General features: G+C 69.6%; 23 protein-coding genes and 1 tRNA gene. 16 read left to right on the top strand and 8 right to left on the bottom strand.

Going from position 1 to position 25,175, the window contains the following annotated elements; genetic code table 11:
• Positions 1-40 precede the first annotated feature (40 nt).
• Complete coding sequence (locus tag EV139_RS08405) at positions 41-634, top strand: helix-turn-helix domain-containing protein (RefSeq protein WP_130453862.1); 594 nt, start codon at positions 41-43, stop codon at positions 632-634.
• Positions 635-712: 78 nt separating this feature from the next.
• Here the strand turns inward: EV139_RS08405 and EV139_RS08400 are convergent, their stop codons facing one another.
• Genes EV139_RS08400 through EV139_RS08390 form a run of 3 tightly spaced genes read right to left on the bottom strand, consistent with a single transcriptional unit; the run spans position 713 to position 4,544 of the window.
• A complete protein-coding gene (locus EV139_RS08400) occupies positions 713-2,347 on the bottom strand; it encodes a DNA repair helicase XPB (RefSeq protein WP_130453861.1) in 1,635 nt (544 codons plus the stop codon).
• Between the two features lie 48 nt (positions 2,348-2,395).
• Positions 2,396-4,264, bottom strand: coding sequence for a helicase-associated domain-containing protein (locus EV139_RS08395; RefSeq protein WP_130453860.1), 1,869 nt, complete (start codon positions 4,262-4,264; stop codon positions 2,396-2,398).
• A 13-nt stretch (positions 4,265-4,277) separates the two neighbouring features.
• Entirely contained in the window at positions 4,278-4,544 is a 267-nt protein-coding gene (locus tag EV139_RS08390) for a hypothetical protein (protein ID WP_198677499.1), read from the bottom strand.
• 136 nt (positions 4,545-4,680) lie between these two features.
• Between EV139_RS08390 and EV139_RS08385 the strand changes: the two genes are divergently transcribed.
• From EV139_RS08385 to EV139_RS08365, 5 genes are all read left to right on the top strand, one after another.
• Positions 4,681-5,058 carry a cold-shock protein gene (locus EV139_RS08385; protein WP_130453859.1) on the top strand — a complete coding sequence of 126 codons (378 nt, stop codon included), beginning with the start codon at positions 4,681-4,683 and terminating at the stop codon, positions 5,056-5,058.
• Positions 5,051-5,782 carry a DUF3027 domain-containing protein gene (locus tag EV139_RS08380; RefSeq protein ID WP_130453858.1) on the top strand — a complete coding sequence of 244 codons (732 nt, stop codon included), beginning with the start codon at positions 5,051-5,053 and terminating at the stop codon, positions 5,780-5,782. Before EV139_RS08385 ends, EV139_RS08380 begins: the two co-directional genes overlap by 8 nt.
• Before the next feature lie 303 nt (positions 5,783-6,085).
• Entirely contained in the window at positions 6,086-9,583 is a 3,498-nt protein-coding gene (locus EV139_RS08375; RefSeq protein WP_130453857.1) for a VWA domain-containing protein, read from the top strand.
• 101 nt (positions 9,584-9,684) lie between these two features.
• Positions 9,685-11,220 carry a SpaH/EbpB family LPXTG-anchored major pilin gene (locus EV139_RS08370; protein WP_130453856.1) on the top strand — a complete coding sequence of 512 codons (1,536 nt, stop codon included), beginning with the start codon at positions 9,685-9,687 and terminating at the stop codon, positions 11,218-11,220.
• Between the two features lie 65 nt (positions 11,221-11,285).
• Entirely contained in the window at positions 11,286-12,254 is a 969-nt protein-coding gene (locus EV139_RS08365) for a class C sortase (protein ID WP_130453855.1), read from the top strand.
• A gap of 106 nt (positions 12,255-12,360) precedes the next feature.
• On the opposite strand, the gene serC is transcribed toward EV139_RS08365, so the two are convergent.
• Positions 12,361-13,479 (bottom strand): phosphoserine transaminase, encoded by a 1,119-nt coding sequence (gene serC / locus EV139_RS08360; protein ID WP_130453854.1) that lies wholly within the window; start codon positions 13,477-13,479, stop codon positions 12,361-12,363.
• A 76-nt stretch (positions 13,480-13,555) separates the two neighbouring features.
• Here serC and EV139_RS08355 point away from each other — a divergent pair, with 76 nt between their 5' ends.
• The 4 genes from EV139_RS08355 to EV139_RS08340 all read left to right on the top strand — a co-directional run bounded on the left by EV139_RS08355 (position 13,556) and on the right by EV139_RS08340 (position 16,845).
• Positions 13,556-14,248, top strand: a complete 693-nt coding sequence (locus tag EV139_RS08355) for an iron-dependent transcriptional repressor DtxR (protein ID WP_130453853.1) — start codon at positions 13,556-13,558, stop codon at positions 14,246-14,248.
• A 90-nt stretch (positions 14,249-14,338) separates the two neighbouring features.
• Entirely contained in the window at positions 14,339-15,691 is a 1,353-nt protein-coding gene (gdhA, locus tag EV139_RS08350) for an NADP-specific glutamate dehydrogenase (protein WP_130453852.1), read from the top strand.
• Positions 15,692-15,917: 226 nt separating this feature from the next.
• Positions 15,918-16,649: an NlpC/P60 family protein gene (locus EV139_RS08345; protein WP_130453851.1), complete on the top strand. Its 732-nt coding sequence runs from the start codon at positions 15,918-15,920 to the stop codon at positions 16,647-16,649.
• A 123-nt stretch (positions 16,650-16,772) separates the two neighbouring features.
• Positions 16,773-16,845: transfer RNA gene (locus EV139_RS08340), tRNA-Arg, on the top strand.
• A 108-nt stretch (positions 16,846-16,953) separates the two neighbouring features.
• Here EV139_RS08340 and EV139_RS15875 read toward each other — a convergent pair.
• Positions 16,954-17,103, bottom strand: a complete 150-nt coding sequence (locus EV139_RS15875; RefSeq protein WP_157993021.1) for a hypothetical protein — start codon at positions 17,101-17,103, stop codon at positions 16,954-16,956.
• 200 nt (positions 17,104-17,303) lie between these two features.
• Between EV139_RS15875 and EV139_RS08335 the strand changes: the two genes are divergently transcribed.
• Complete coding sequence (locus tag EV139_RS08335) at positions 17,304-17,534, top strand: hypothetical protein (RefSeq protein WP_130453850.1); 231 nt, start codon at positions 17,304-17,306, stop codon at positions 17,532-17,534.
• Positions 17,535-17,627: 93 nt separating this feature from the next.
• Here the strand turns inward: EV139_RS08335 and EV139_RS08330 are convergent, their stop codons facing one another.
• The 3 genes from EV139_RS08330 to EV139_RS08320 all read right to left on the bottom strand — a co-directional run bounded on the left by EV139_RS08330 (position 17,628) and on the right by EV139_RS08320 (position 20,071).
• Positions 17,628-17,915, bottom strand: a complete 288-nt coding sequence (locus tag EV139_RS08330) for a hypothetical protein (RefSeq protein WP_130453849.1) — start codon at positions 17,913-17,915, stop codon at positions 17,628-17,630.
• Between the two features lie 219 nt (positions 17,916-18,134).
• The gene (locus EV139_RS08325) at positions 18,135-18,539 is read right to left on the bottom strand and encodes a RidA family protein (RefSeq protein WP_157993020.1); all 405 of its coding nucleotides are present in this window, start codon (positions 18,537-18,539) and stop codon (positions 18,135-18,137) included.
• 20 nt (positions 18,540-18,559) lie between these two features.
• Positions 18,560-20,071: an FAD-binding oxidoreductase gene (locus EV139_RS08320; protein WP_130453847.1), complete on the bottom strand. Its 1,512-nt coding sequence runs from the start codon at positions 20,069-20,071 to the stop codon at positions 18,560-18,562.
• Positions 20,072-20,191: 120 nt separating this feature from the next.
• Between EV139_RS08320 and EV139_RS08315 the strand changes: the two genes are divergently transcribed.
• Genes EV139_RS08315 through EV139_RS08295 form a run of 5 tightly spaced genes read left to right on the top strand, consistent with a single transcriptional unit; the run spans position 20,192 to position 25,172 of the window.
• Entirely contained in the window at positions 20,192-21,874 is a 1,683-nt protein-coding gene (locus tag EV139_RS08315) for a hypothetical protein (RefSeq protein ID WP_130453846.1), read from the top strand.
• On the top strand, positions 21,874-22,626 hold the full coding sequence (locus tag EV139_RS08310; protein WP_130453845.1) for an IclR family transcriptional regulator: 753 nt from the start codon (positions 21,874-21,876) through the stop codon (positions 22,624-22,626). Before EV139_RS08315 ends, EV139_RS08310 begins: the two co-directional genes overlap by 1 nt.
• A 3-nt stretch (positions 22,627-22,629) precedes the next feature.
• A complete protein-coding gene (locus tag EV139_RS08305; protein ID WP_130453844.1) occupies positions 22,630-23,337 on the top strand; it encodes a hypothetical protein in 708 nt (235 codons plus the stop codon).
• A gap of 21 nt (positions 23,338-23,358) precedes the next feature.
• Entirely contained in the window at positions 23,359-24,363 is a 1,005-nt protein-coding gene (locus EV139_RS08300; RefSeq protein ID WP_130453843.1) for a dipeptidase, read from the top strand.
• Positions 24,360-25,172, top strand: a complete 813-nt coding sequence (locus EV139_RS08295) for an ABC transporter ATP-binding protein (RefSeq protein ID WP_241989000.1) — start codon at positions 24,360-24,362, stop codon at positions 25,170-25,172. Before EV139_RS08300 ends, EV139_RS08295 begins: the two co-directional genes overlap by 4 nt.
• Positions 25,173-25,175 lie beyond the last annotated feature (3 nt).

Below are 25,175 nucleotides of genomic sequence, written 5' to 3'. Positions count from 1 at the left end.
GGGAATATGACGTCTCTTCCCGTGTCTCGGGAGGAACGCAATGGCCGAACGCCGCACCGCAGCCCGGCCGCCGCACAGTAGCGCGTCGGCTCAGCTCGAACAGATCGGGTTCAGGCTCCGCGTCGCGCGCGAGGAGCGCGGCATGACGATCAGCAGCGTCGCCGAGTTCACTGGGCTGACCAAGGGGTTCATCTCGCAGGTTGAGCGCGGGCTCGCTTCGGCGTCGGTCACCTCGCTCGCGGCGATCTGTGACGCGCTCACCATGCCGATGGGGCGGCTCTTCGACCCGCCGCGGGTGTTTGTGAGCCGCCGCTCAGAGCGCGGACCAGCGATGCTCATGGGCAACGGGGTGGCGGACGAGATCCTGACCCCGCCGGGACAGAGCAACGTGCAGGTGATCGAGACCGTGGTCGAACCCGGCGGTGGGTTCGAACCCGAGCCGTACCGCCTGCCCGTCGACCGCGAGTTCGTGGTGGTGCTCGCGGGGGTGCTTGAAATGCGGATCGAAGCCGAGGAATTCTTGCTTGAGGAGGGCGACTCGATGAGCTTTGACGCCCGCCACGCGCACATCTGGCGCAACCCGTCGGAGACCGAACGGGCCCGCGTGCTGTGGGTGCTCACGTCGCACGCGTGAGCGCGCGGGAACCGGCGTACCCGGCGCATCCGCCTGCCCGGCGCCCCCGGCGCGGCGCGAGTGCGCCCCCGGGCTCGACTAGACCTGATCCTCGTCGAGGATCGTGTACGCGTAGCCCTGCTCGGCTAGGAACCGCTGGCGGTTCTGCGCAAAATCCTGGTCCACGGTGTCTCGGGTGATGAGGGTGTAGAACGATGCCGTCGCGCCGTTCGCCTTCGGGCGCAGCAGCCGGCCGAGGCGCTGGGCCTCCTCCTGCCGCGAGCCGAAAGAGCCCGAGATCTGGATCGCCACCGAGGCGTCGGGGAGGTCGACTGAGAAGTTGGCGACCTTCGACACGACGAGGATCTTCTCCTCGCCGGAGCGGAACGCGCCGAACAGCCGCTCCCGCTCGTCGACCGGCGTCTGTCCGGTGATGAGCGGTGCGCCGAGCGCCTCGGCCATCGATTCGAGCTGGTCGATGTACTGCCCGATCACGAGCACGCTCTCGCCCGGGTGGTTCGCAATGATGCGGCGGGCGACCCGCTCCTTCACGTCGGTGCTCGACGCGATGCGGTACCGATCCTGATCCTCGGCGATCGCGTAGTCCATGCGCTCGGACTCGCTGAGCCCCACTCGCACCTCGAAGCACGCCGCTGGCGCGATGAAGCCCTGCGCCTCGATGTCCTTCCACGCCGCGTCGTACCGCTTGGGGCCGATCAGGCTGAACACATCGCCCTCGCGGCCGTCCTCGCGCACGAGAGTTGCCGTGAGGCCGAGGCGGCGGCGCGCCTGCAGGTCAGCGGTCAGCTTGAACACCGGGGCGGGGAGCAGGTGCACCTCGTCGTAGACGATCACGCCCCAGTCCTCTGCGTCGAGCAGCGAGAGGTGGGCGTACTCGCCCTTCCTGCGGCTGGTGAGGATCTGGTAGGTGGCGATCGTGACGGCCTTGATCTCCTTGACCTGCCCCGAGTACTCGCCGATCTCGTCGGCGGTGAGGCTGGTGCGGCGCAGCAGCTCGTCGCGCCACTGCCGGGCGGAGACCGCGTTGGTGACGAGGATCAGGGTCTTCGCGCCCACCGCCGCCATCGCTGCCGCGCCCACGATCGTCTTGCCGGCGCCGCAGGGGAGCACCACGACGCCCGAGCCCCCGCGCTGGAACGCGTCGACGGCCTTCGCCTGGTAGTCGCGCAGCTCCCAGCCGTCCTGGGCCAGCTCGATGTCGTACGGCTCGCCGGGGGTGTACCCCGCGAGGTCCTCGGCGGGCCAGCCGCGCGCCACGAGCTGCTGCTTGAGCTCGCCCCGCGCCCACGCCGCGACCGGGATCGTGCTCTCGTCAATCTTGTTGCCGAGGAGCGGGGCGATCTTCTTGGCGCTCGACACCTCGCGGAGCACCGCCGGGTCGGGTGAGCGCAGCACCAGCTCGCCGGCGTCGTCGCGCTCGATCGTGAGCCGCCCGTAGCGGCGCATGGTGTCCTCGATTTCCCCCGCGACGCCGGAGGGCACGGGGAACTTCGCGTGCCGGTTGAGCGTGTCGAGGATCTCGTCTGAGGTGTGCCCGGCTGCGCGCGCGTTCCACAGGCCGAGCCGCGTGACCCGGTAGGTGTGGATGTGCTCCGGGGCGCGCTCAAGCTCCGCAAAGACCGCAAGCTCGTGTCGCGCGTCCTCTGCGTCAGGGTGTGCGACCTCCAGGAGTACGGTGTGGTCGCTCTGCACGATGAGGGGGCCGAGTGTCATAGCGATCGATTCTACCGGTGGTCGGTCACAAACAGTTGTGAGCGATGATCAGGATGGTTCGACGGCGGTGATCGTATTCACGGGAAGCGTGCGCTCAACCCCGGCGTCCTGATCAGTTGCCCGGAGCCGCCCGTTCGCCACCGACACGGGGAGCAGCCGGAAGGTGCGCTCCTGCCCGCGCGCCTCCGCCGTGACCAGCACGGGGCTGCGATCCCGCATGGCGAGTTCGAGCCGCCGCGTGAACTCCCCGGTGCCCGGTTCGGCGCGCGCCGCGAGGTACACACGCTCCACGAGTGCGACGTGCGCGTCGGTGATCGGGGTTGCGCCGGTCGCGGGCGACACGTCGACGACGGGGATCGCGGCGGTGTCGAGCGAGTACGCGGAGGAGGCGCCGGGCGCGCCGCGCGTGGCGCCGCTCAGCGCGGCCGCGGTGGTGGGCTGGTAGCGCGCATCCGTGAGCGCGGACACGACGTGGTCGGCGCGGAGCCGTGAATAGAGCCGGATCGGTGTCCCCGCCGCCGCGTCCTCGGCGGTGCTCGCCGGGCGCGTCAGCTGCAGGTGCTGCAGCGAGCGATCCACGAGCAGGGTCTCCGCGAGCTCCGGCCGTGACACGGTGATCCGGGTGCGCCCCGCGTCGCCGTCGTGCTCGTCGACCAGCAGGTCTCCAATGCGCTCAGCCCGCGTGGCGAGCAAGTACTCCAACGGCTGCGGGATTCCCGTGAGCGAGATGCGCTCGAAGAGGGCGCGCGCCGCGTCGGGGGTGATGCCCTGCTCGAGCCCCTCGGCGAGGCTCGCCTCGGAGATCCGCCGGGTGGCGGCCACCCCGATCTGCTCGGGCCGCGAAATGGCGCCCAGCTTCGCCTCATCGGCGGGGTCCAGCGGCCCGGGCACCACGACGCTCAGGTCGGGCTGCACGTACACGCCGGGCGCGACCTCCGGGGTGTCACGGGCCACGAGTTCTCCCGCGGCAGTGTGATCGTCCGCGAGGAGCCGCTCGGCCGGCGGGCTGAGCACGCCGCCGACGGTGAGGCCCAGCTGCTCAGCCACCGCGACGAACGAGGTCGCCGCCGTGAGCTCCGCGGCGGGCAGTAGCGGGAAGCGATGGGGGATCGCGCTCGCCGCAGCGGCCAGATCGCCGCCGCTTGCAGCCAGGGTGGTGCGCAGCGCGCCGGGCATGGCCGCGAGGGTGGCCGCGGCGAGGGCGAGCCAGCGGTCGCGGTTGTCGTGCGCGAGCCAGTCCGCGGCGCTCGCCGAGACCACGAGGAGCTGTTCGTCGCTGCGCGGGCTGGTGAGCCCGGCGTGCCCGAGCGCCGTCACGATCCGCGACACCGAATCGACGTCAATGCTGGTGGCGTCGGCGAGGAATCGCAGCGAGGCGACAGCGACGGTGCCGTTGCGGTTGAGTTTTCCGGGGCGCAGGGCGAGTACGCGCAGGCTCTCGGCCGCCTGACCCACCGCGGTGAGGGCGGGGGAGTACCACGTACTGGTGTCGTGCGATCCGGGAGCGCGGTCCGCGCCCGACGTGCCCGACGCGGCTGCCGCGGCGTCGGTCTCGGTGAGCGCGGCCGGGTCGATGCCGGCCGCGGTGAGTGCCTCGGTCACCGCGGAGGTGACTTCCGCGAGCGGCGCGGGGGCGTCGGCCTCGAATCCCACGAGGCCGAGCGCCGTGAGCCGCCCCACCGTGTCTGAGTCGACCGCGCCGGGGTGCGCGGCAAAGATGAGCAGCGCGCGGAGGCACTCGCGCTCAAGGGGGAGGATCGCCCGAGCGATCGAGTCGGCGCGAAGCAGCTCGGCGGCGAGCCCGATCGGGTCAGCGATCGTGCCTGCCGCCTGCGGGCGACGGCGCGCGACGAGCGTGCGCAGGGTGTCGCGATCCATCTCCGCGATGGTCGACGCGAGGGCGAGTGTGCCACTCATGGGCGAGGCCCGCTCAGCTCTCGGTATTTCTGCGGAACTCGCGCCGCCGGCGTGCCTGGCTCACGATCAGGAGCGCAACGAGCAGGACAAACCCGATGGGGAGGGCAATCAGCGAGATGCCGTAGACGACGGGCCACAGGCCGTCCGCCATTGCCTGCCGGTCGTTCATCCCCACGATCAGCGTGACGAAAAACGAGAGCAGCGCGACGGCGATGATCCCGAGCGACGCGTACGCCAGGATCCGCTCAATCAGCGATGGGGAGTTTGCTTCAGTGGACATCCGTCATATTTTACCGGGTCCTTCCTCATCGCGGGCGGATGAATGAACGGTAGACTCGTGTGGATATGCGGGCGCCTGCCGTCCGCCACGAAGCGCGTTGGCGGGATAACGCCCGCCGAGACGGAAGGGACGAGGCATGCCGAACGGCAAGGTCAGGTTCTATGACGAGGCGAAAGGCTTCGGTTTTATCCAGGGCGAGGACGGCGAACAGGTCTACCTGCACGCGTCGGTGCTGCCCGAGGGGCAGGAAGTGCAGCCGGGGACTCGCGTCGAGTACAGCGTCGCCGATGGGCGCCGCGGACCCCAGGCGCTGTCGGTCCGGATCCTCGACACTCCCAAGCTCGCGAAGCGCAGCCGAAAGTCCGCTGACGAGATGGCCGTGATCATCGAGGACCTCGTGAAGCTGCTTGATGGGCTCGGCGGTCGGTTGAAGAATGGCCAGTACCCGGAGCGGGCGCAGTCGCGTCAGCTCGCGTCGATGCTGCGCGCGGTCGCGGATGATTTCGATGTCTGAGCCGCACGAGGGCGCCCTCGACGAGGCGCAGACCACGGAGGCCGCACCGGTCGAGGCTGCGGCGCTCGCACCCGAGACGGAAGCTGGGCCCGAGACGGAAACCGCACCGGAGTCGGAGGACGCATCCGAAACGGCCGCTGTCCCCGAGGAGCCGGCGACTCCCAGCGAGCCGGATCCGGCGCTGCTGGCCGCGCGCAGCCAGGCGCGTGCCGCCCTCGAGGAGATCACAGGCGCCGATACGATCGGTGCCGACGGTGGCTTCGAAGTGCACGACGAGCACCTCGTGACGCTGTTCTTCGAGTGCCGCCTGCCGGGCTACCCGGGCTGGCACTGGGCCGCGGCGCTCACTCGCGTGGACGAGGCGTCCCCCGTGACCGTGCTTGAGGTGGAGCTGCTGCCCGGCGAGGGCGCAGTGGTGGCCCCCGACTGGGTGCCCTGGTCTGAGCGCCTCGCGCAGTACCGCGAGGGCCAGGCGCGGCAAGCCGCCGAGGAGTCGGCGGCCGCCGAGGACGCCGCCGCCGAACTTGACGACGACGCAGCGGACGACCTCATGGACAACGACTTCAGCGACTTCGACGACGAGCTCGACGGTGTGGACATCGACGCGCTGCACGGCAGCGACGATGACGATGACGACGACGATCGCGACGACGACGAGGATCTCGACGACGAGGCTGACGACACCGAGCTGTTCGACGACGACTCGGACGACGAGGAAGAGTAGCGCGGCGGAGCTCAGCCCCGCAGGCAGCGCGCGGCGGTCCGGATTTCCGGGCCGCCGCGCGCTGTTGTTTTCCCGCGCGCTGCTGCGAGGCCGCGGCCGCACGAACGAGCAGTCGCGCAGAACGAGCAGCCGCGCGAAAAGAGCAGCCGCGCGAAAAGAGCCGCCGCGCCGAAAGATAGGTAATTTTCCCGGATCCCCCCGCCGCCGAGCTTTCGTAGCGTAATCCCGTGGGACGGGGAACGGTCTCGGGGATCTGTGGTGATCGCCCGAGTTCCCCGTGATCCGTGGGGAACAGGGGAAACGATGGGGTACTCAGGCGTTGCTGAAACGCGACAACGGCGGGCTGGCTCGAACGGCGCGGGGCGCCGACGCGGGGCTGCAATTGCTGCCGTTGCGGCGGTAGCGATCGGCCTGCTGGGGGCAACCCCGGCGCTGGCCGATCAGTCCGCCGGCGTCTCCGACGGCGCCGAGGCCGCAGCCGTCGATACGCCCGCTCCCGTCTCGCTGCGCTGGCGCGCAATCGATGCCGCGGGCGCACTGCAGTCCGGGGTGTCGTTCGAGGTGAGCGGTCCGCTCAACACGGCGGACGCGGTCGCGGGGCGTGCCCCCATTACCGCCCTGCTCACCGACAACGCGGGCGAGCCTGACTATGTGGGCCTCGACCTGGATCCAACACCGGGTGCCTTCGAGATCACGAGCCTGGTCGACGCGGGAGATCCTGCTCGGACGCACGAGCTCGCCGCGGGCGACGCCGTGCAGATCCGCATGACCGCGACGGCGGCGGGGGAGACCCCGGACGCGGCCGCGCAGACGATCACCGTCCCCGGCTCGACCGACGACCCGATCCCGCAGCTCACGATCCCCGCCGCGGGCGAGACCGCGACGTCTGCACCGGCGGCCCCCGAATCGGCAACTCCGGAGACCGCAGCGCCGCAGGAGGATCCCGCCCCCGAGGCGCCCTCGGACGCGGCGGGTGACCCGGCCCCTGCCGCGCGCGCCGCCGCCAGCGCTGCCGAGATCACACCGCTCGCGCTCGGCCCCGACGGCCCCGGCGTGGTTGCACCGTATGTGTACTGGACCACCGTCGACGGCAACGGCGCACTCCTCCCCGGCGCAACCTTCGAGCTGGCCGGCCCGCGCCAGAACGGGAACAGCTGGACCCGCACGGTCACCGTGACCGACTGCGTCTCCGCGCCCTGCACCGGGGCCGACCGCGATCCTGATCCGGGCGAGTTCCAGGTGAAGTTCCTCACCCCGGCCACGAACCCGACCGCCAACGGCGTCTCGACAAACTCGGTATACCGCGTGCGGCAAATTGCCGCTCCCGCGGGATACACGCTGAGCGACACCGCGTGGCGCGTGACCCCCAGCAGCGGAAACGGCAACACCGGCAACTGGGGCGGCACCACGTACAACTTTGGCGCGTACACGACCGCCGCGATCCCGCCCGCGAAGATCGTGGTCAAGACCGGCGGAGATCGCACCGGGACCACCGGGGTGACCACCCTCGCGGGTGTCGAGCTGTTCCTGTACACGGGCACCTCTGCCCCGAGCAGCACCCGCCCCGACGGGGTGAGCGGCGTGGCCGCCGGCTGGGCGCGCTGCGTGTCCGACGCAAACGGCGAGTGCACCTTCAATGTCCCCGCAACCCAGAGCGGCGGCGCGAACCGTGACGCGCGCTACTGGGTGGTGCAGCGCCCCGAAGGCGCACCGGCCGGTTGGTTCACCAACACCTCGCTGCGCACCGGCGACGGCAGCGGCGCCGGCGACTCGACCGTGTACCGGTTCCGCACCGGCACGCAGCTGCGCTCCGGGCAGCTCTACAGCTCCGCACAGCAGTTCATGTACGCTCCCGACTCCGAAGACGCAACGGCATCCGGCGGCGTGTGGGCTCAATCCCGCGTCAACCCGACCGCGCCGCAGGGCTGCGGCATCGACGTCGCGCTGATCCTCGACCTGTCCGGCTCCGTGGGCGACTCGGTCACCGCGCTCCGCTCAGCCTCCGACACGTTCGTCGACTCCCTCGTGGGCACGCAGTCACGGATGTCGCTGTTCTCATTCTCAACGAGCTCGCCCGCGACGCTCGCCAGCCAGAACTACCCGGCCCTCACCTCGGTGTCGACCCAGGCCCAGGCGACCTCGTTCAAGAGCCGCTACGCCGGGTGGGGCTCCGACGGCGGCACGAACTGGGATCGCGGCCTCGGCGTCGCGGCCACCGCTGCCGCAACCAACCCGTACGACATCGCGGTCGTCATCACCGACGGCAACCCGACCTACTACGGCACTGGCCCCTCCGGGCCAGGGAACGCGTCGCGGTTCATTGAGACCGAGAACGGTATCTTCTCCGCAAACGCGCTCAAGCAGACCGGCACGCGGGTAATCGCGTTCGGCGTGGGCGCCGGCGCCACCGGGGCAAACAACGCGCTCAACCTGCGCGCGATCTCCGGGCCCACCGCCGGCACCGACTACTTCCAGACCAGTAACTACAGCACGGTCGGCAGCCTGCTGCGCCAGCTCGCCCTCGGTGCCTGCGAAAGCCAGCTCACGGTCACCAAGATGATTGTGCCGAACACCGCTCCGGCCGGCTCGATCGCGGGCGCACAGCCTGCCGTGGGCGGCTGGGAGTTCACCGCCTCGAACCCCGGTCCGGGTATGACCCTCCCGTCGACGCCGGTGCGTGCCACGCAGAACGACGGCACCGGAACGATCACCTTCCCGTTCTCGTTCGCCGGCGGCACCACGAGCGCCGGGGTGACGGTCACTGAGACCCAGCAGGCGGGGTACACCCTGCAACCCGTCAACGGGAGCAATGCTGTGTGCACCAACCTCGTCACGGGTGCCGGGGTGGTTCCCACCGGAAACCCCGTCAACGGCTTCACCGTCCAGGTGCCGAACGGCCAGACCGTGAACTGCATGGTCTACAACCGCGCGGCCCCCCAGACATCGACCGTCACCGTAGACAAGACCTGGCGGGTGCTCGACGGATCCGGCACCGCGATCGGCACCTACAACATTCCCGGCGACGAGGGCTCGCTCCCCGAGGGGCTCACCGGCCAGCTCACGCTGACCGGGCCGGCAGCCGCCGGCGCGACGAACCAGGACTGGGGTGTGGTGCGGCCGAACTACCAGGCCGGCGGCAACCTCTCGATCAACGAGACCACGGGGATCGACCAGACGCTCCTGCCGGGATGCACGCTCATGTCGAGCGCGCTCACACAGCGCGGCACCACGACGCTGAACGAGACCCTCCCGTACGCGACAACGCTTGCCCCAGGACCGAACACGTTCACCATCACCAACACGGTCACCTGCACCACCACGCTCACGCTGCTCAAGTCCGTCGAGGACGGCACGGCGAGCCCCGCGAATTGGGACCTGAGGGCGAACGGCGGCACCACGCCGCAGACCTTCACGGTCTCTGGGTCGAACGCCCGCTCCGCGGGCAACACCTTCGCGGTGACCGCGGACCACGACTACGAACTCTCCGAGCTGCCGCACGACCCGGCCGCCCCGCTCGCATACCTCCTCGACCGCGTCGAGTTCTGTGTACCGAACGCGGCGACCACGGGCGGCTGCGACTGGAGCCGCGTCGACGAAGCGGCCCCCGTCTCGGTGGGGGTCGGCGAGCACGCGGTCTACCGTTTCGTGAACCGATCCGCGCCGGCACTCGAGGTCCCGCTCACCGGCGGACTCAGCTCAGACGCACTCGGAATCGCCGGGGCCGGAATCGCCGGGCTCGCCCTGCTGCTCGGCGCCGTGACCTGGACGCGCCGACGCCGCCACACCGAACCGAGCGCGTAATGCGCGCCGCACAGACCAGGGGGCTCCCGCGTGGAGCACGCCCCCGCGTGTCCCGGACCCCGGGCCACACACTGACAGACCAGCACGAGAGGACACCCAGCATGAGAAACACAGGCCGAGGGGGAACCCCGAACCGAGCGCTCGCCGCGCTCGCAGCCGCCGCGATCGCGCTGCTCGGCGCCGTCGCCGCAAGCACGCCGGCGGTCGCCGCCCCGACGTACGGGAGCATCGACGTTTCAGCGCCCGGGTCGATCATCGTGCACAAGCACGAGCACCAGACCGGCACGAGCCCGGTCACCCAGAACCCGGATGGGACCGGCACCGCGATCCCCACGCCGGGGATCGCCGGAGTCGAGTTCACCGCGGCGCCGCTGCTGCAGGATGGCGAACCGGTGGACCTGAACGACCCCGCGGCCTGGGACGCGCTCCAGGGCCTCGAGCCCGGCGCCGACTGCACCGCGCCGGCCGGGTACACCCTCGGCACCGCACTCGCCCCGGTGACCACCAACGCGGACGGCACGGCGACGATCCCGACCTCCGTTGGTGTCTACGTGGTCTGTGAGACCGCCGCGCCGGCGAACGTGGTCGACCGTGCCGCGCCCTTCATCGTGACGATCCCGTACCCCTACGAGGACGGCTGGCTCTACGACGTCAACGTGTACCCCAAGAACGGCGTCACCTCAATCGTTAAGACGATCACCCCGCAGAGCGGCCTCGGCTTCGGCCTGGGGAGCGTCATCGAGTTCCCCGTGACCGCCACTATCCCGACGCTCGCGCTCGGCCGCAGCTTCACTGGCTTCGACGTGCTCGACACGCTCGATCCGCGCCTCACCCCCACCGCGGCCTCCGCGGGCGTGGGACTCGGCGTGAAGAGCGTGACCGTTGGCGGCGTCGCCGTGCCTGCCGCGAACTACGCGGTGACCGGATCCGGCCAGTCTGTGCAGGTGGCGTTCACTCCGGCAGCCGGATACGCGTGGCTCGCGGCGCGCACCGGACAGCAGGTCGTCGTGACGTTCCAGGGCACGGTCACGTCGCTCGGCAACGGCACGATCACCAACACGGCGTCCGACTTCGTCAACGACCCGAACCACCGCAGCGCGATCACCTCGAACACGGTGTCCTCGAACTGGGGTGACCTCGTGATCGAGAAGGTGAACTCCCGCACCCCGGGCGACACGCTCGCCGGCGCCAAGTTCGAGGTGTACGCTGCCGCGGATCCCTACGCCGCCGACTGCTCCACCGCGACCGTCTCCGGCAGCCGCGTTGCGGTCTCCGGCGCCTCCGAGTTCACCACCGGTGCAAACGGTCGGATCACCGTCGCCGGGCTGTTCGTGAGCGACAGCGTCAACGCGCCCACGAACGCGAGCCAGCGCTGCTACGTGATCAAGGAGATTGCGGCACCCGCGGGCTACGTGACTCCCACGGGCGCTGCCGCGCTGACCCCCGTCACCGTGCACACCGGCGCGACGACCGACGTCGACGTCACGGTGAAGAACGTGCAGCAGGACGGCCCGGAACTGCCCCTCACGGGCTCTTCGGGCGCACTCATCCTCTCGATCGCCGGTGGAGCACTGCTCATCGCGGCGGCAGGCGCGGCGCTGATCGTCGCCCGTCGCCGGTCACACCGGGTCGAGTAACAAGCCGGGGCGGTGAGTGGATTTCCCCATCACCTCACCGCCCCACAACAAGGGAGATTGCCACAGTGCCGCAGCAGACTTTGGACGAGGCCCCAGCCGTTGTCGCCTCGACCCACGTCCGCCACCAGGCCGCGCAGACTCCCACCCCACCGGGCTCGGGCCGCCGCTGGCGGAAACCGAGCCCGGTGGTTCTCTTCGTCGCCGTGCTGGCGCTCGCTGGAGTCGCGCTCCTGCAGCTGCCGAGCATCGCAACCTGGTTCTCGCAGCTGCAGTATTCGCGCGAGATCATCGGGCTCAACCACGCGGAGAACGGCTCCGCCGCGGATCGCGCCGCGGAGCTCGCCGCCGCGCACGCATACAACGAGCAGCTCACGGGCGCAGCGGTTGTCGCGCCGGGGGAGCGGATCCCGCAGGCCTCAGACAACCCGGCGGACTCCGCCTACGACCGGCTCCTCGCCACCGACTCGACCGGGCTGATGGCCCGGATCAAGATTCAGAAGATCGACGTCGACCTTCCGATCTACCACGGCACGAGCGACCGGGTGCTCGAACAGGGGGTGGGTCACCTTGAGGGCACCGCGCTCCCCGTCGGCGGCGACACCACGCACACCGTGCTCACCGGCCACCGCGGGCTCGCGCAGGCGGAAATGTTCAACAACCTCGACCAGCTGGTGGTCGGGGACACCTTCACAATCGAGGTCTGGGGCCAGGTGCTCACGTACCGCGTGAGTGACACTCGGGTGGTGAAGCCGGACGAGACGCAGTCGCTCTACCCGGTGCAGGGGAAGGACCTCGCGACCCTTGTCACCTGCACCCCGCTCGGCATCAACTCCCACCGCATCCTCGTCACCGGCGAGCGCGTGACCCCCACCCCGGTCGCCGATCTCGACGCGGCGGGCCAAGCGCCCACGGTCCCGGGCTTCCCGTGGTGGGCCGTCTGGTCTGCGGCCGCGGTGCTCGGGATCGGCGGCTACGTGGTCGCGTCGTGCCGGGTGCGCGGCGGGGCAGCACCCCGCCGCGTGCACGCGGCCTAAACGAAACGGCCCGCAGAGCCAGCTAGCTCTGTGGGCCGTTTCGTTTGGGCCGGACTGCTCGCCGCAGCCGGGCTGCCGGCCGGGGCGACTGCCCCGGCCGGCAGTGTTAGCTCAGACGCTCGAGCACGTAGTCGATTGCGCCGGTGAGCGCCCGCACGTCGTCGGGCTCAATCGCCGTGAACGTGGCAACGCGCAGCTGGTTGCGGCCCAGCTTGCGGTAGGGCTCCGTGTCAACGATCCCGTTTGCCCGGAGTGCTGCCGAGATAGCGGCGGCGTCGACCGTGTCGTCGAAGTCGATTGTTACGACCACCTGCGAGCGGTGGTCCGGGTTCGACACGAACGGGGTGGCGACCGGCGTGCGCTCGGCCCAGTCGTAGAGCACGCCCGACGATTCGGCGGTGCGCGCCGACGCCCAGCTCAGCCCGCCCTGCGCGTTGATCCAGCGCACCTGCTCGTCCATCATCGCGAGGGTCGCGAGTGCCGGGGTGTTGAGCGTCTGGTTCTTGCGTGAGTTCTCGATCGCCCCGGCAAGGTTCAGCGTCTCGGGGATGTAGCGGCCCGAGGACGTGACGCGCTCGATCCGCTCGATCGCGGCGGGGGACACCAGCGCGAACCAGATCCCGCCGTCCGAGGCGAAGTTCTTCTGCGGGGAGAAGTAGTAGACATCGGTCTCGCTCGCGTCGAAGTCGATGCCGCCCGCGGCGCTCGTTGCGTCGACCACGGTGAGGGCGCCCGCGTCGCCGGCGACACGGGTCACGGGAGCCATGACGCCGGTGGAGGTCTCGTTGTGCGGGTAGGCGTACACGTCCACGCCCGCAACGGGCTCGGACTGCGAGCGCGATCCGGCGTCCGCGCTTCGCACGTCCGGTGCGTCGATGAACGGCGCGGCAGCGGCGGCCTTGCCGAACTTCGCGCCAAACTCACCAAACGCGAGGTGCTGGCTGCGGTGCTCGACGAGCGAGTGTACGGCCGAGTCCCAGAAGGTCGTTGCGCCACCGTTTGCGAGCAGCACCTCGTAGCCGTCCGGCGCCCGGAACAGCTCGGCGAGCCCGGAACGGACACTGCCGACCAGATCCTTGACGGGCGCCTGGCGGTGCGAGGTGCCGAGCACTCCCGGCTGCAGCGACGCGAGGAACGCGAGCTGCTCGTCGCGCACCTTCGACGGGCCACACCCGAAGCGTCCGTCGGCGGGCAGAAGATTGGAGGGGATCGAAATGTCGGCCATACTGGCGATTCTACTCGGGGCAGAGCCCACGCAGCTCAATGCCCTAAGCTTGACTCTGAATGACGAGAGGGTGGCAATGACTGATCTGATCGACACGACGGAAATGTACCTGCGCACGATCCTGGAGCTCGAAGAAGAGGGCATCGTCCCGCTGCGCGCGCGAATTTCCGAGCGGCTCGGCCATTCAGGGCCAACCGTGTCGCAGACCGTTGGCCGCATGGAACGCGACGGCCTGGTGGTCGTGACCGACGACCGTCGCCTCGAACTCACCGACGACGGGCGCACCAAGGCCGTGCGAGTGATGCGCAAGCACCGCATTGCTGAGCGCCTGCTCGCCGATGTCATCGGCCTCGAATGGGCGTACGTCCACGAGGAAGCGTGCCGCTGGGAGCACGTGATGAGCGAGCGCGTCGAGCGCAAGCTGATGAACATGCTCGGCAACCCCACCGAGTCGCCCTACGGCAACCCGATCCCCGGCCTCGAAGAGCTCGGCAACATGCGCGCCGGCTCGTTCCAGACCGGTGTCACCGGCGTGGGCGACCTGCTCATGGAGTTCGACCAGGAGCTCACCGCCCGGGTACGCCGGCTCGCTGAGCCGCTGCAGGTCGACCCCGAGCTCCTTGAGCAGCTCTCAGCCGCCGGGGTCGTCCCCGGCAACAGTGCTTCCTTCGTCCGACGCGGGCAGACCGTCCACGTCGAGGTCGAGGGTTCGAATGAAGCGATCGATCTCCCGTTCGAGATCGCCGCGCACATTTTCGTCTCGCAGTAGAGACACCCGCCGCCTCACGCGACGGCTGGAACATGAGGGGCCCGGCACCCGGGCTACCGCAATGGAGTTGATAGACAGAGGAGTCGCCCGTTGACGTTGCCCACACCCCAGGAGCATCTGCACGTCGTCGCTGGAATCGTTGAACGTCGCAGCGCCGGAGAACCGGAATTTCTGCAGGCGGTCCGCGAGGTCCTCGAGACGCTTGAGCCGGTGCTCGCGGAGCACCCAGAGTTCATCGAGGCCGGGATTCTTGACCGCCTGGTCGAACCCGAACGGCAGTACATCTTCCGAGTGCCCTGGACCGACGATCAGAACCGGGTGCAGGTCAACCGCGGCCTCCGCGTGCAGTTCAACTCGGCCCTGGGCCCTTATAAGGGGGGTCTGCGCTTCCACCCCTCGGTCAACCTCTCCGTGATCAAGTTCCTCGGCTTTGAGCAGATCTTCAAGAACGCACTCACGTCCCAGCGCATTGGCGCGGGCAAGGGCGGTGCGGATTTCGACCCGACGGGCAAGAGCGACGCCGAGGTGATGCGGTTCTGCCAGAGCTTCATGACCGAGCTCGTGCACCACATTGGTGAGAACACCGACATCCCCGCGGGCGATATCGGCGTGGGTGCCCGAGAGATCGGCTACCTCTTCGGGCAGTACCGGCGCATCACGCAGCGCTACGAGGCTGGCGTGCTCACCGGCAAGGGGATGGGCTGGGGCGGCGCCGAGGTGCGCACCGAGGCCACCGGCTACGGCGCCGTGTTCTTTGCTGAGGAAATGCTCGCCCGCGCGGGCCAGGCAATCGAGGGCCGCCGCGCGCTCGTGTCCGGCTCAGGAAACGTGGCCACGTACGCGATCGAGAAGGTGCAGCAGCTCGGCGGCAAGGCGATCACGGCCTCCGACTCGAGCGGGTACATCGTCGACGAGGCGGGAATCGACCTCGCGCTCCTCAAGCAGGTCAAGGGAGTTGAGCGCGGCCGGATCTCTGAGTACGCAGAGCGTCGCCCGGGCGCGCACTTCGTGACCTCCGGATCGGTGTGGGACGTGCCCGCCGAACTCGCGTTCCCCTGCGCCACCCAGAACGAACTCTCCGGCGCCAACGCGCGCACCCTGGTGAAGAACGGCGTGCGCGCGGTTGCTGAGGGCGCGAACATGCCGACCATGCCCGACGCGATCGAGCTGTTCCAGGATGCGGGCGTGCTGTTTGCCCCGGGCAAGGCGGCGAACGCGGGCGGAGTGGCCACCTCGGCGCTCGAGATGAGCCAGAACGCGGCGCGGTCACGCTGGGACCGCGACAAGAGCGAGTCGCGCCTGCACGGGATCATGCGCGACGTGCACGAGACCACCTACGCGGCGTCTGAGCGTTACGGCCGCCCCGGCGACTACGTGCTCGGGGCAAACTCGGCAGCGTTCGTGACCGTTGCGCAGGCGATGCTTGAGCAGGGCGTGATCTAGACCACCCCGGGCCGGGGAATCGCTCGTGAGCAGGCTCGAAAACTTGCTCGACGTGAAGCGAACTCCCCGGTCGCCCAGGGCCCGACTTCCCTGATGTTTCAAGGAAGGTTGAGGGTTTCGTGACCTGAGCGTGACATTCCCGTGATCATCAGTTACCCTTGAACGATCGCGTCCCACACGGGGCGCCCCAGACCTACATCCCCACAACGTGAGGCAGATTATTCTCGTGAATCAGAACCCCAGCACGGCGGTCGCGGTTTCGGTCGACGCTGCGAAGCCCGCAAAATCGCAGGCGAAGCGCATCGGGCAGATGGCCGGAGCAGTCGTCCTGAGCTTCGGGCTGGTTGGCGCGTTTGGGCTCCCCGCGTACGCTGTCGCACCCGCGGTCGAGGGCCAGCCCGACGCCGACATCGCGCAGCAGCTGGTCACCGGCACCGCAGATATCCAGGTATCGCCCGTTCTGTCGCTTGACGGCGAAGTGGGCGCGGATATCGTCGAGCAGGAGCGCAAGGAAAAGGAAGCGGAAGAGAAGGCTGCTGCTGAGGCAGCACTGCTCGCCACGACCTCGGCCGCCGCTGCCGCACCCGCCGGAAAGAGCGGCACCGACGTGCCCGCTGGCGTTGGCGCTGAGGGCCTCGTTGCTGCCGCGCTCGCGCAGGTGGGCGTCTCGCAGGATTGCACCGACCTCGTGCAGAACGCACTCGCAGCGATCGGCCTCACCGAGCGCCGCGACCAGGGCGGCTACGACCACGGTGTCTCAGACTTCTACCGCTACGGCACCCCGGTGACCGACGGCAACTACGCGCCGGGCGACATCCTCATCTGGGCGGGCGCCCCGCACGTGGCCGTCTACATCGGCAACGGCCAGGCCGTGCACGGCGGCTGGGGCGGAAACCAGACCGTGGTGAGCACGTATGCGTCACCCAGCGCCACCCCGGACGTGATTCGTCTCGGCTAAGCGAGTGTGGTGAAACGGGCGGGGCTTCGGCCCCGCCCGTTTTGCATTTCCCCGCGCTTCCCGCGGGTCACGGGCCCCGCCGCCCGTGCGCTAGACTCCCAGAGGTCGCCTCGCGCGGCCCGCGCCCTGGTAGCTCAGTGGATAGAGCACTTCTCTCCTAAAGAAGGTGTCGGAGGTTCGATTCCTCTCCAGGGCACAACGCGCATCACACTGTGCTTCTGCTTGTGCTTCTGCTTCCCGCAGCGGGGAAGACTGGCGCCGGGCCGCTGCAGCAGAGCCCGAGCCTGGATCGCCGCGCAGCGGGCTACTTCGGGTCGCCCTTGGGGACTGTGACCGCGATCAGGATGCCGGCTCCGACCGCGAGCACGCCCGCGATGGTCCCGTCCCCCGAGAACGCGAACCCCGCGGAAATGAACGATGCGAGGATGGCAACATACTTCAGCGTGTTCTTCATGGTGCTGTGAACACTAGCGGATGCGAGGGTCGGAGGCGGCGCTTTGGTGAGATCCGGACCCAAATCGGGCCTGGCATTCTCCCGGTTCACCCCGCTGCTCCGGGATGCTCCCCGAGGCGCGGACGCGCCTGATCGCGGGCTTCGCTCCGAGAGTCGCAGTCGCACGACGGCGCTGCCACCCGCGCGCTATGGTGGGTGCAATGGTCCGAAAGCGAGCGCCCGAGGTAGTCACTGCCGTGTGGCTCGTGTGCCAGGAGGAGACTCCGCACAACACGGTTCTTGGTGTCTTCGCGAGCCAGTCCGAAGCCGCCGGGTACGCAGACGAGGTCTCGCACCTGTATGAAGACGGGGTGAGCTATGCGAGCTTCCCGCTCGGGTATCGGCACATCGACGGGTCCGCTCCGTACCTGCGGCAACCGAGCGCGCCGTAGCGCGCGGTGGCGGACGTGCGCCTTGCCGAGTGACAAACCTTTGTGCCGGGGTGTCCCGTGGCTTCGACCTGCGGGCCCGCTGTGGCGGTGTACCTACTGGTCGCGGCTCGTAATGATTGCTTTGGCCGCGAGATAGACGATGAGGCTCAGGAAGCCGGCCGTTGCGCTCGCGGTGATGAGACCGCCCCAGATTGTTGCAGTGACGATGCTGTCCGTGGTGGTGACCATGACTATGGCAATGAGAGTGAGAGTAAAACCAATTGGTGAGATCCAGCCGAGCTTCGAGAGCGATCGGTTCTTTCTCGTCGGGTCTGGCACGACGCCATACTTTTCGCGCGCTGCTTTGCGCGCCTCTTCGCTGATTTCAGGGTTCTCGGTCATCTCTCCAAGATAACTGGCGGCGTGCTGCAGCAGGGAGGGAGCCGCGAGCGTGGGCCGGGGCGCTCGGGTTCGAGGCTGATCGCGGTATCGGGAACAATCGCGAGCTCGGATGCCACGTGGGTATCGTCCCGCGCGGCGGACCGCCCGCACCGCACCGCGGCGCGGCGCTGCGCGGCGCCCAGTCCGCACCGCTGCGCGGCCGGTGCTGTCGCGCGCCGCCTACTCGGCCGCAGCGGCGCGGGGCACCGCGGCCACGACGCTCACCTCGACGCGCATCGCGGGGCGCGCGAGCGCGGCGACGCCCACCGCGCAGCGCATGGGGGCCAGGCCGCGGGGCATCCTGCGCGCGTACACCGCGTTGAACGGCGCAAGCGTGTCTGCGATGTCGCACAGGTACACCGTGAACTGCGCGATGTCTGCGAGGGAGGCCCCGGCGGCGGCGAGCTTGCGCTCAAGATTGTCGAAGATCGCCTCGGCCTGGTCGCTGTCGGTGCCCGGCGCGAGCGCGCCGCCCGCGACGGTGGGGATGACGGTGATGTACGCGACGCCGTCGAGCGTGGTGAACTGCGCGGAGAGCGCGTCCCCCGTGTCGGCGGGGGTGCGGGTGAGTCGTGACGAGGCCACTGGGTCCTTTCGGGTGAGGCTCAAAACCCCGTGCCGGGGTTCATGAGCGAGTGCGGGTCGAATGCACGTTGTGTGCTGCGGTGCAGCTCGATGGTGCGGGCGCCGAGGTCGCGCGCCGCCCAGTCGCGCTTGAGCGAGCCGATGCCGTGCTCACCGGACACGGTGCCACCGGACGCGAGCACGGCGTCGATGATCTCGCCCATCGCGCCTCGCAGCTGTGCCGCCCCGGCGCGCGCGGCGGCGCCCGCCTCCGCCCCGGCGGCGTCGGTGAGTAGCAGGAGGTGCAGGTTTCCGTCTCCGGCGTGCGCGGCGATCCTGGTCTGCACTCGGTGAGTGCTGGCGATCCGGCGGATCGCGGCGATCGTCTGGCCGAGGCGCGCGACCGGCACCGAGAGATCCTGCGGCAGCGTCGGCTGGGGCATGCCTGGATCGACGAGGGCCTCTGCGCTCGGCTCGCCACCCGCGGTGCGCACGGCCGAGCCGCCGCGGCGCATGTCGAGGATCGCGTCAGTGTGCGCCGCAGCGACCTCGACCACGCGCCCGCCCGCCAGTTCGAGCGCCGCGCGCGCGAGGATCGCCTCCGCCTCCGCCTCCGCGTGTGAGCCGTCGACCTGCACCATGAGCAGCGTTGGGTCGGCGCCCCAGCCGGCGGGACTGCCGAGCGCCGGCACGAGCGCGCCGGTGTCGCGGCTGCCGAGTGCGCCGGCGTCGAGGAGCTCGCACATTGCCGGGGTGACCCGGGCGCAGAGCGTGGCGACGGCCGCGGCAGCGCCGGCGGCGCTCGCGAACGCGGCGAGCATGAGCCGCGACTCAGCGGGGGCCGGGCAGAACGTGATCCCAACGCCGACGATGATCCCGAGCGTGCCCTCGGAGCCGACGAACAGGCGGGTGAGGTCGTAGCCGGTCGCGTCCTTCGCGACGTCGTGGCCCAGAGTGACGAGCGAGCCGTCGGCGAGCACCACGTCGAGGGTGCGCACCCAGCGGTCGGTGACGCCGTACTTCACGCACCTGAGCCCGCCGGCGTTCGTGGCGACGGTGCCGCCGATGCTAGCGCGGCGATAGCTCGCCGGGTCGGGCGGGTACATCATGCCGTGCGGGCGCAGGAGCTCCTCGATCTCGCCGAGCGTGGCGCCCGGGCCGATCCGCAGCGTGCGACCCGCGATGTCGAGTCGGTGCACCTCGCGCATGCGGGAGGTGTCGACGACGAGGCTGGGGGAGCGCGGCACGCACCCACCGACGAGCCCGGTGCGCGCGCCGCGCGGCACCACTGGGAGGGCGAGTGCACCGGCGATTACGACCAGCGCCTGCACGTCCGCGGCTGTGCCGGGCGCGACGATGAGGGCGGGGGCGGTCGCCGGGGTGGGGGACTCGTCGCGGAGCAGCTCGGGGTCGGCGGTGATGATCGCGTGAGCCGCGAGGTGCGGCAGGCGTGCCGCGAGCAGCCGTTCCGCCCGGAGCAGCACGTCTGGGGTGGGGTGTGCGGGGGGCGCATCCGGCGCGCACGGCGCTGCGGCGGGCACGGAGTGGCTCACGTCGAATTCCCCTTTGTGTTCGGTGTTTGAGTGATGCTAGCATCGCAAATACGGATAAACAAGACGCCGTCTGGTATATCCGAATCGCTGCACAGATGAGTGATAAGCAAGGAATCAAAGATGACTACCGAATTGCGAGAATCCAGAATGCGGCCGACCGAGGTGGTGATGGACCCCAGGAGGCTGGGCGCGCTCCAGCCGACCAGGATCAGTGCCTCCCGAAGCGTCTACGCGAAGATGGTGCGCGAGGGCTGGCGGATCACGCTCGCGAGCGCCGAGGTGACCGCCGCCGGCGTAGGCCAGCTGGTCTACCGCATTGAGGCCGGCGCGCACGTGATGCACCTCGTGGCATTCTCCTACGAGCCGAAGCTGGTCAACCGGAGCCCGCGCATCATTGGGTCGAGCTGGGACATCGAGGGCGCGCTCATCGACGGCGAGGTCACCGCCGAGGATCTTCGCCACACACGCGAGGCGATCCCGCGTCTCTACGCGGGGCGGGCCACACCCGAAACGCTCATCTGGTTCCGGGCCAACCGCAGCATCCGACTGTTCGACCACGTTGTCGAGTCGCTCGTCGCCGGCGAGCAGCCAGACCTCGAACGGATCGCAGAGGTGGGATACCTGCTGCGAAACACCGGGCTCGACGGCAACGGCACGTTCGGCACGAAGGACTTCCAGGAGTACGGAGAGGGGCACCCGCTCGGCGTCCCATTCCACGCCCAGCTCTTTACCGCGTACATGATGCGCGAGATCTCGGTGGACCTGGCAAACCTCATGGCGCGTGAGCGCCGGGACGACGCCGCGCAGGTCGACGCGACCACCCGGCGCACGATCGCCGTGGGCAACGGCTCCGCGCTCGGGCTGGTGCTGCTGGCGATGAACCGCCCGCAGATCGTGAACGCGTGGCTCGGCGGGTACGAGGCGCTCGCCGCCGGCGTTGCGAGCGAGCGCATCGACGCGCAGAACTTCGGCGAGCTCGAGCGCCGGTTGGCGCAGGCGATCGAGTACAAGGCGCACGACGCGACCCGTTACGGGGTGTTCCCCACGGGCGAGGCCCTCGCGGTTGACCTCCGGCTGATCCAGCGCGTGCTGCGCCAGTCGGCCGAGTCAAACGCTGCCGGCGAAACCGAGCTGACCCTCGGCGACGTGCTGGATCGCCTGCCCTCGTCCACCCTGCCGGAGGCCGTGGAGCTCTACCGCGCCCTGCTCATCGAGCTCGCGCCCGTCGGCGCGGTCGACGAGGTGCTTCGCTCCCTGTTCGTGAGCGAGCGAAAGCAGGTCGATCCGACGGCGACCGTCGCCGAGCTTGCGGCGCAGATCTCGGAGAGCTTCGGATGGACCGCTGAGCTGCCGCGCACCGCGCACTCGGCGCAGACGCGGGTCTGGTACAAATCGCGCAACTCCGAGGAGCCGCGCAGCGGCCCGGTCGCCGAGGTGCCCGCCGGCACGAGCGACCTGGCGATCGACCTCCTATCGAACGTTGGGGCCGTCGCCACGCTGCTCCGCCCCGAGCCCGCCTCGACGCGCGTGGGCGCCTTCGTGACCAGGCACCCGGAGCTTGAGCAGACGGTCGGCTACGTGCAGAGTCTCGCGGATCTGCCGTACGCCGTGCCGCTGGTGGACGTTCGAGACGAACACTTCGTCCCCGCGCACATTATCCGGCTCTTCAACGCGTTCTGCTTCGGACTCGAGAAGACGCACGACGTGAAACAGCGCAATCTGCGCGGACTGATCTTTGAGGGCGCCCACTTCCGGGTGGACCTCGAACGCGATGCAAACGACTGGCGCTGGGAGGTGCGGTAATGAGCGGAGATACACCCGAGGGCCGTGTGGCGAAGGGGGGAACCCCGGTGCTGCAGACGGGCGTGAAGATGCTTGCGGCGATCGACGCGATGTCTCGCGAGAGCGCCGGGACCACCGTCTCCGCGCTCGCCGAGCTCATGGGCTGGGGGCGCGCAACCGCGCACCAGTACCTGCAGACGGCGGTCGCCGCGGGGTGGGCCTACCAGGACAAGAACCAGGCGTACCGCCTGAGCTTTCACGTGGCCGAGATCGCCGCGAAGGTCAACCCGGCCGAGGAGATCCGCCCCACGCTGCTCCCGGTGATGCAGCGCACCGTTGACGCGCTCGGCGCGCCGGTATCGTTCGCCGTGCTCGAACAGAACTCGCCGATCATCGTCGAGCGCGTCGAGCCGATGCGCGCGATGTTCATCCGCCGCGGCTTCGAGGCGCGCGTCTCGCCGCGGTCGTCGGCGTCCGGCCAGGTGCTGCTCGCGTTCTCCCCGCCCACCGTGCGGCACTCGCTCGCCCAGGAGGGCGAGGCGCTTGAGGACGCCGTGTACGACGAGATCCGGGAGCGCGGCTACGCGGTGGTGCACTCGCAGTGGCTGGGCGATCTGATCACCGCCGTCGCGGCGCCGGTGTTCCGCGGCGGCGTCTGCGTGGGCGCGCTGAGCGTGATCGTGGAGCGCGGTGCGCAGACCGACGAGCTGCTCATCGCCGCGATGATCGAGGCCACCGAAGCGGTAAATCACCAGCTGGAAGCGGGGAACTGAACGATGACAGACCAGACGATTGAGCTCACGGAGCGGTCGCTGCTCGCCGCGTTCGTCGACAGGGATCCGGAGACGCTACCGGTGACCGACTTCGTGCCGGATGCGGTGCACGTATCGCGCCGCGAGCTGTCGCTGATCGTGGAGCGCCTGCTCATGGCCTCCGGCTGCCCGCAGGGGATGTGGCCCGGCGCGCGCGACTACGTGCTCGAAACGATCGCTGAGTGCGGTGCCGACGGGGTGGGCTACCTGGAAGACGCGCTGCTTGCGCGTGCGGCGCACGCCGCGTGGCCGCGGGTGCGCGCGGTGGGCGCCGACGCGATCGATTGCGCCGGCGGTCCACTGATCCTGGTGGGCAACACCGTGGTCAACGCGCTGCTCGCGTTCTTCGCGGACAGCCCCGCCGGCGAGTTCCACGTTCGCGGCCTCGCCAACGCGGCGGGGGTGGCCGGGCTCGACGCGCGGGCGCGATTCCACGGCTTCTCGCTCAGCGTTGTCGTCGATGCCACCGCCGGCTCGCTGGCGATCCGCGCGGCAGCGGTGCCCCGCGATCTCAGCTCCGAGCCGATCCAGCGGCTGAGCCGCGGCGTGCTGCTGAGCGGCGAGCAGTGGTGGCGGATCTACCAACCCTCGAACTTCGCGCTCAGCGAAGAGACCGAGGTCTCACGCACCCACACGGGCGTGAGTGAAACACAGCTCCACTACGCAGTGTGAGTGAGAGAGACGAAGAGGCTCATGAGAATTGACAGTCTGATTTGTTCCCGGCTTGATCGGCGAGGAATCGAAGAACTCCGCGCGGGCGGCGTCGACGCCGTGACCGTGACCTGCGGGTTCTGGGAAGACGCGGCCGAGTCGCTCGACTCGCTCGTGCGGTGGCGCGAGCTGGTCACGGAGAACCAGGACATCACCGCAATTGTGACGAGCGCGGCGGAGATGACCGCGGCGCGGGCGGCCGGGCGGCTCGGGATCGTTCTGGGCTTCCAGAACAGCTCGTTCCTGCAGGGGCGCCTCGGCTACGTCGAGCTGTTCGCGGACGCCGGTGTCCGCGTGGCGCAGCTCACCTACAACATCCAGAACGACATTGGTGGGAGCTGCTACGACCCCACCGACTCGGGGCTCACCCGGTTCGGTGAAGAGGTCGTCGCCGAGATGAACGCGCACGGCATGGTGGTCGACCTGTCGCACGTGGGTAACCGGACCTCGCTCGACGCGGTGCACGCGTCGCGCGTGCCAGTGGCGGTGACGCACGCAAACGCGTTCGAGCTCGTGGCCCACCCGAGAAACAAGCCGTTCGAGGTGCTGCGCCCGCTCGTGGAGCGTGGCGGCGTGGTGGGCGTCACGACGTACCACAACCTCACGCGCGGCTTCATCAGCACGCCGGCCGAGTGGGCCGAGATGGTCGCGCGCACCGTCGACGAGCTGGGGGTTGAGGGCGTGGGGATCGGGACCGACGCGAACCAGCGCGGCACCGACGAGTACCGGGAGTGGATGCGCCGCGGCCGGTGGAGCCGCCGCCCGCAGCTCGGGGCCGCGCCGCCAGAGGGGACCCCGCCGTCAGTGCGGCCCGACTGGTTTGCCGGCCCGCAGGACTTCGGGCGTCTCGGTGACGCCCTGGCGGAGCGCGGCTTCGCCGACGCCGAGCTGCAGCTGCTGCTCGGCGGGAACTGGCATCGGTTCTACGACCGCGTGATCGATCAGGAGCGCTCGGTGCGCCCCGCGTGGTCGGTGAGCGCCGCGTGAGCGCCGCAGCACGCGCCGGCGTTGGCGCGGTAGAGATCGACTCGGTCGTCAAGGTGTTCAAGCGAAACCGGCTGGCGATCCAGGCGCTGAGCGAGACCAGCGTTGACTTCCGTGAGGGCGAGTTTGTCTCGCTGATCGGCCCGAGCGGCTGCGGCAAGTCGACGCTGCTGAAGCTCATCGCCGGCCTGGATACGCCCACGAGCGGGGAGGTGCGCGTCGGGGGGAACCCGGTGCGCAGCCCGCTCCGCACCGCGAGTGTCGCGTTCCAGAAGCCGACGCTGCTGTCCTGGCGCACGGTGCTCGACAACATTCTGCTGCCGGTCGAGATCCGGGACGGGCGACCCTCACGGGCCGACCGGGCGTACGCGCACGAGCTCATCGAGATGATGGGGCTGCAGGACTTTGCGTCGCACTACCCGAAGGAGCTCTCGGGCGGCATGGAGCAGCGCGCGGCGATCGCGCGCTCGCTGGTGACACGTCCGGAGCTCCTGCTCATGGACGAGCCTTTCGGCGCCCTCGACGAGTTCACCCGCGAGGATCTGAACGAGGAGCTACTCAAGCTGTGGGAGGCCGAGCCGAAGACGGTGGTCTTCGTGACGCACAGCATCTCCGAGGCGGTGTTCCTCTCAGACCGCATCATGGTCATGTCCGCGCGCCCCGGCCGGATCTCGGACGTAATCGAGGTCGATCTGCCGCGCCCGCGCACCCCCGAGATCCGCACCTCCGCCGAGTTCAACGAGCTCGTGCGCCTCGGGCGCATCAGCCTCGAGGCAGCGAAAGCCGAACACGAGACAGCCGCACATGCTTAGGAA

Source organism: Leucobacter luti (assembly GCF_004217175.1).
Classification (GTDB): Bacteria; Actinomycetota; Actinomycetes; order Actinomycetales; family Microbacteriaceae; genus Leucobacter; species Leucobacter luti.
Note: the sequence above shows the minus strand (reverse complement) of the source record. Positions and strands in the feature narration are given on the sequence as shown.

Bases quoted from the DNA above. Each gene is read 5' to 3' on its own strand.
- EV139_RS08370 (WP_130453856.1), top strand. From the start codon at position 9,685: ATGAGAAACACAGGCCGAGGGGGAACCCCGAACCGAGCGCTCGCCGCG.
- EV139_RS08400 (WP_130453861.1), bottom strand. From the start codon at position 2,347: ATGACACTCGGCCCCCTCATCGTGCAGAGCGACCACACCGTACTCCTG.
- EV139_RS08405 (WP_130453862.1), top strand. From the start codon at position 41: ATGGCCGAACGCCGCACCGCAGCCCGGCCGCCGCACAGTAGCGCGTCG.
- EV139_RS08380 (WP_130453858.1), top strand. From the start codon at position 5,051: ATGTCTGAGCCGCACGAGGGCGCCCTCGACGAGGCGCAGACCACGGAG.
- EV139_RS08310 (WP_130453845.1), top strand. From the start codon at position 21,874: ATGAGCGGAGATACACCCGAGGGCCGTGTGGCGAAGGGGGGAACCCCG.
- EV139_RS08385 (WP_130453859.1), top strand. From the start codon at position 4,681: ATGCCGAACGGCAAGGTCAGGTTCTATGACGAGGCGAAAGGCTTCGGT.
- EV139_RS08390 (WP_198677499.1), bottom strand. From the start codon at position 4,544: ATGTCCACTGAAGCAAACTCCCCATCGCTGATTGAGCGGATCCTGGCG.
- EV139_RS08335 (WP_130453850.1), top strand. From the start codon at position 17,304: ATGGTCCGAAAGCGAGCGCCCGAGGTAGTCACTGCCGTGTGGCTCGTG.
- EV139_RS08395 (WP_130453860.1), bottom strand. From the start codon at position 4,264: ATGAGTGGCACACTCGCCCTCGCGTCGACCATCGCGGAGATGGATCGC.
- EV139_RS08305 (WP_130453844.1), top strand. From the start codon at position 22,630: ATGACAGACCAGACGATTGAGCTCACGGAGCGGTCGCTGCTCGCCGCG.
- EV139_RS08315 (WP_130453846.1), top strand. From the start codon at position 20,192: ATGACTACCGAATTGCGAGAATCCAGAATGCGGCCGACCGAGGTGGTG.
- EV139_RS15875 (WP_157993021.1), bottom strand. From the start codon at position 17,103: ATGAAGAACACGCTGAAGTATGTTGCCATCCTCGCATCGTTCATTTCC.
- EV139_RS08330 (WP_130453849.1), bottom strand. From the start codon at position 17,915: ATGACCGAGAACCCTGAAATCAGCGAAGAGGCGCGCAAAGCAGCGCGC.
- EV139_RS08300 (WP_130453843.1), top strand. From the start codon at position 23,359: ATGAGAATTGACAGTCTGATTTGTTCCCGGCTTGATCGGCGAGGAATC.
- EV139_RS08375 (WP_130453857.1), top strand. From the start codon at position 6,086: ATGGGGTACTCAGGCGTTGCTGAAACGCGACAACGGCGGGCTGGCTCG.
- serC (WP_130453854.1), bottom strand. From the start codon at position 13,479: ATGGCCGACATTTCGATCCCCTCCAATCTTCTGCCCGCCGACGGACGC.
- EV139_RS08355 (WP_130453853.1), top strand. From the start codon at position 13,556: ATGACTGATCTGATCGACACGACGGAAATGTACCTGCGCACGATCCTG.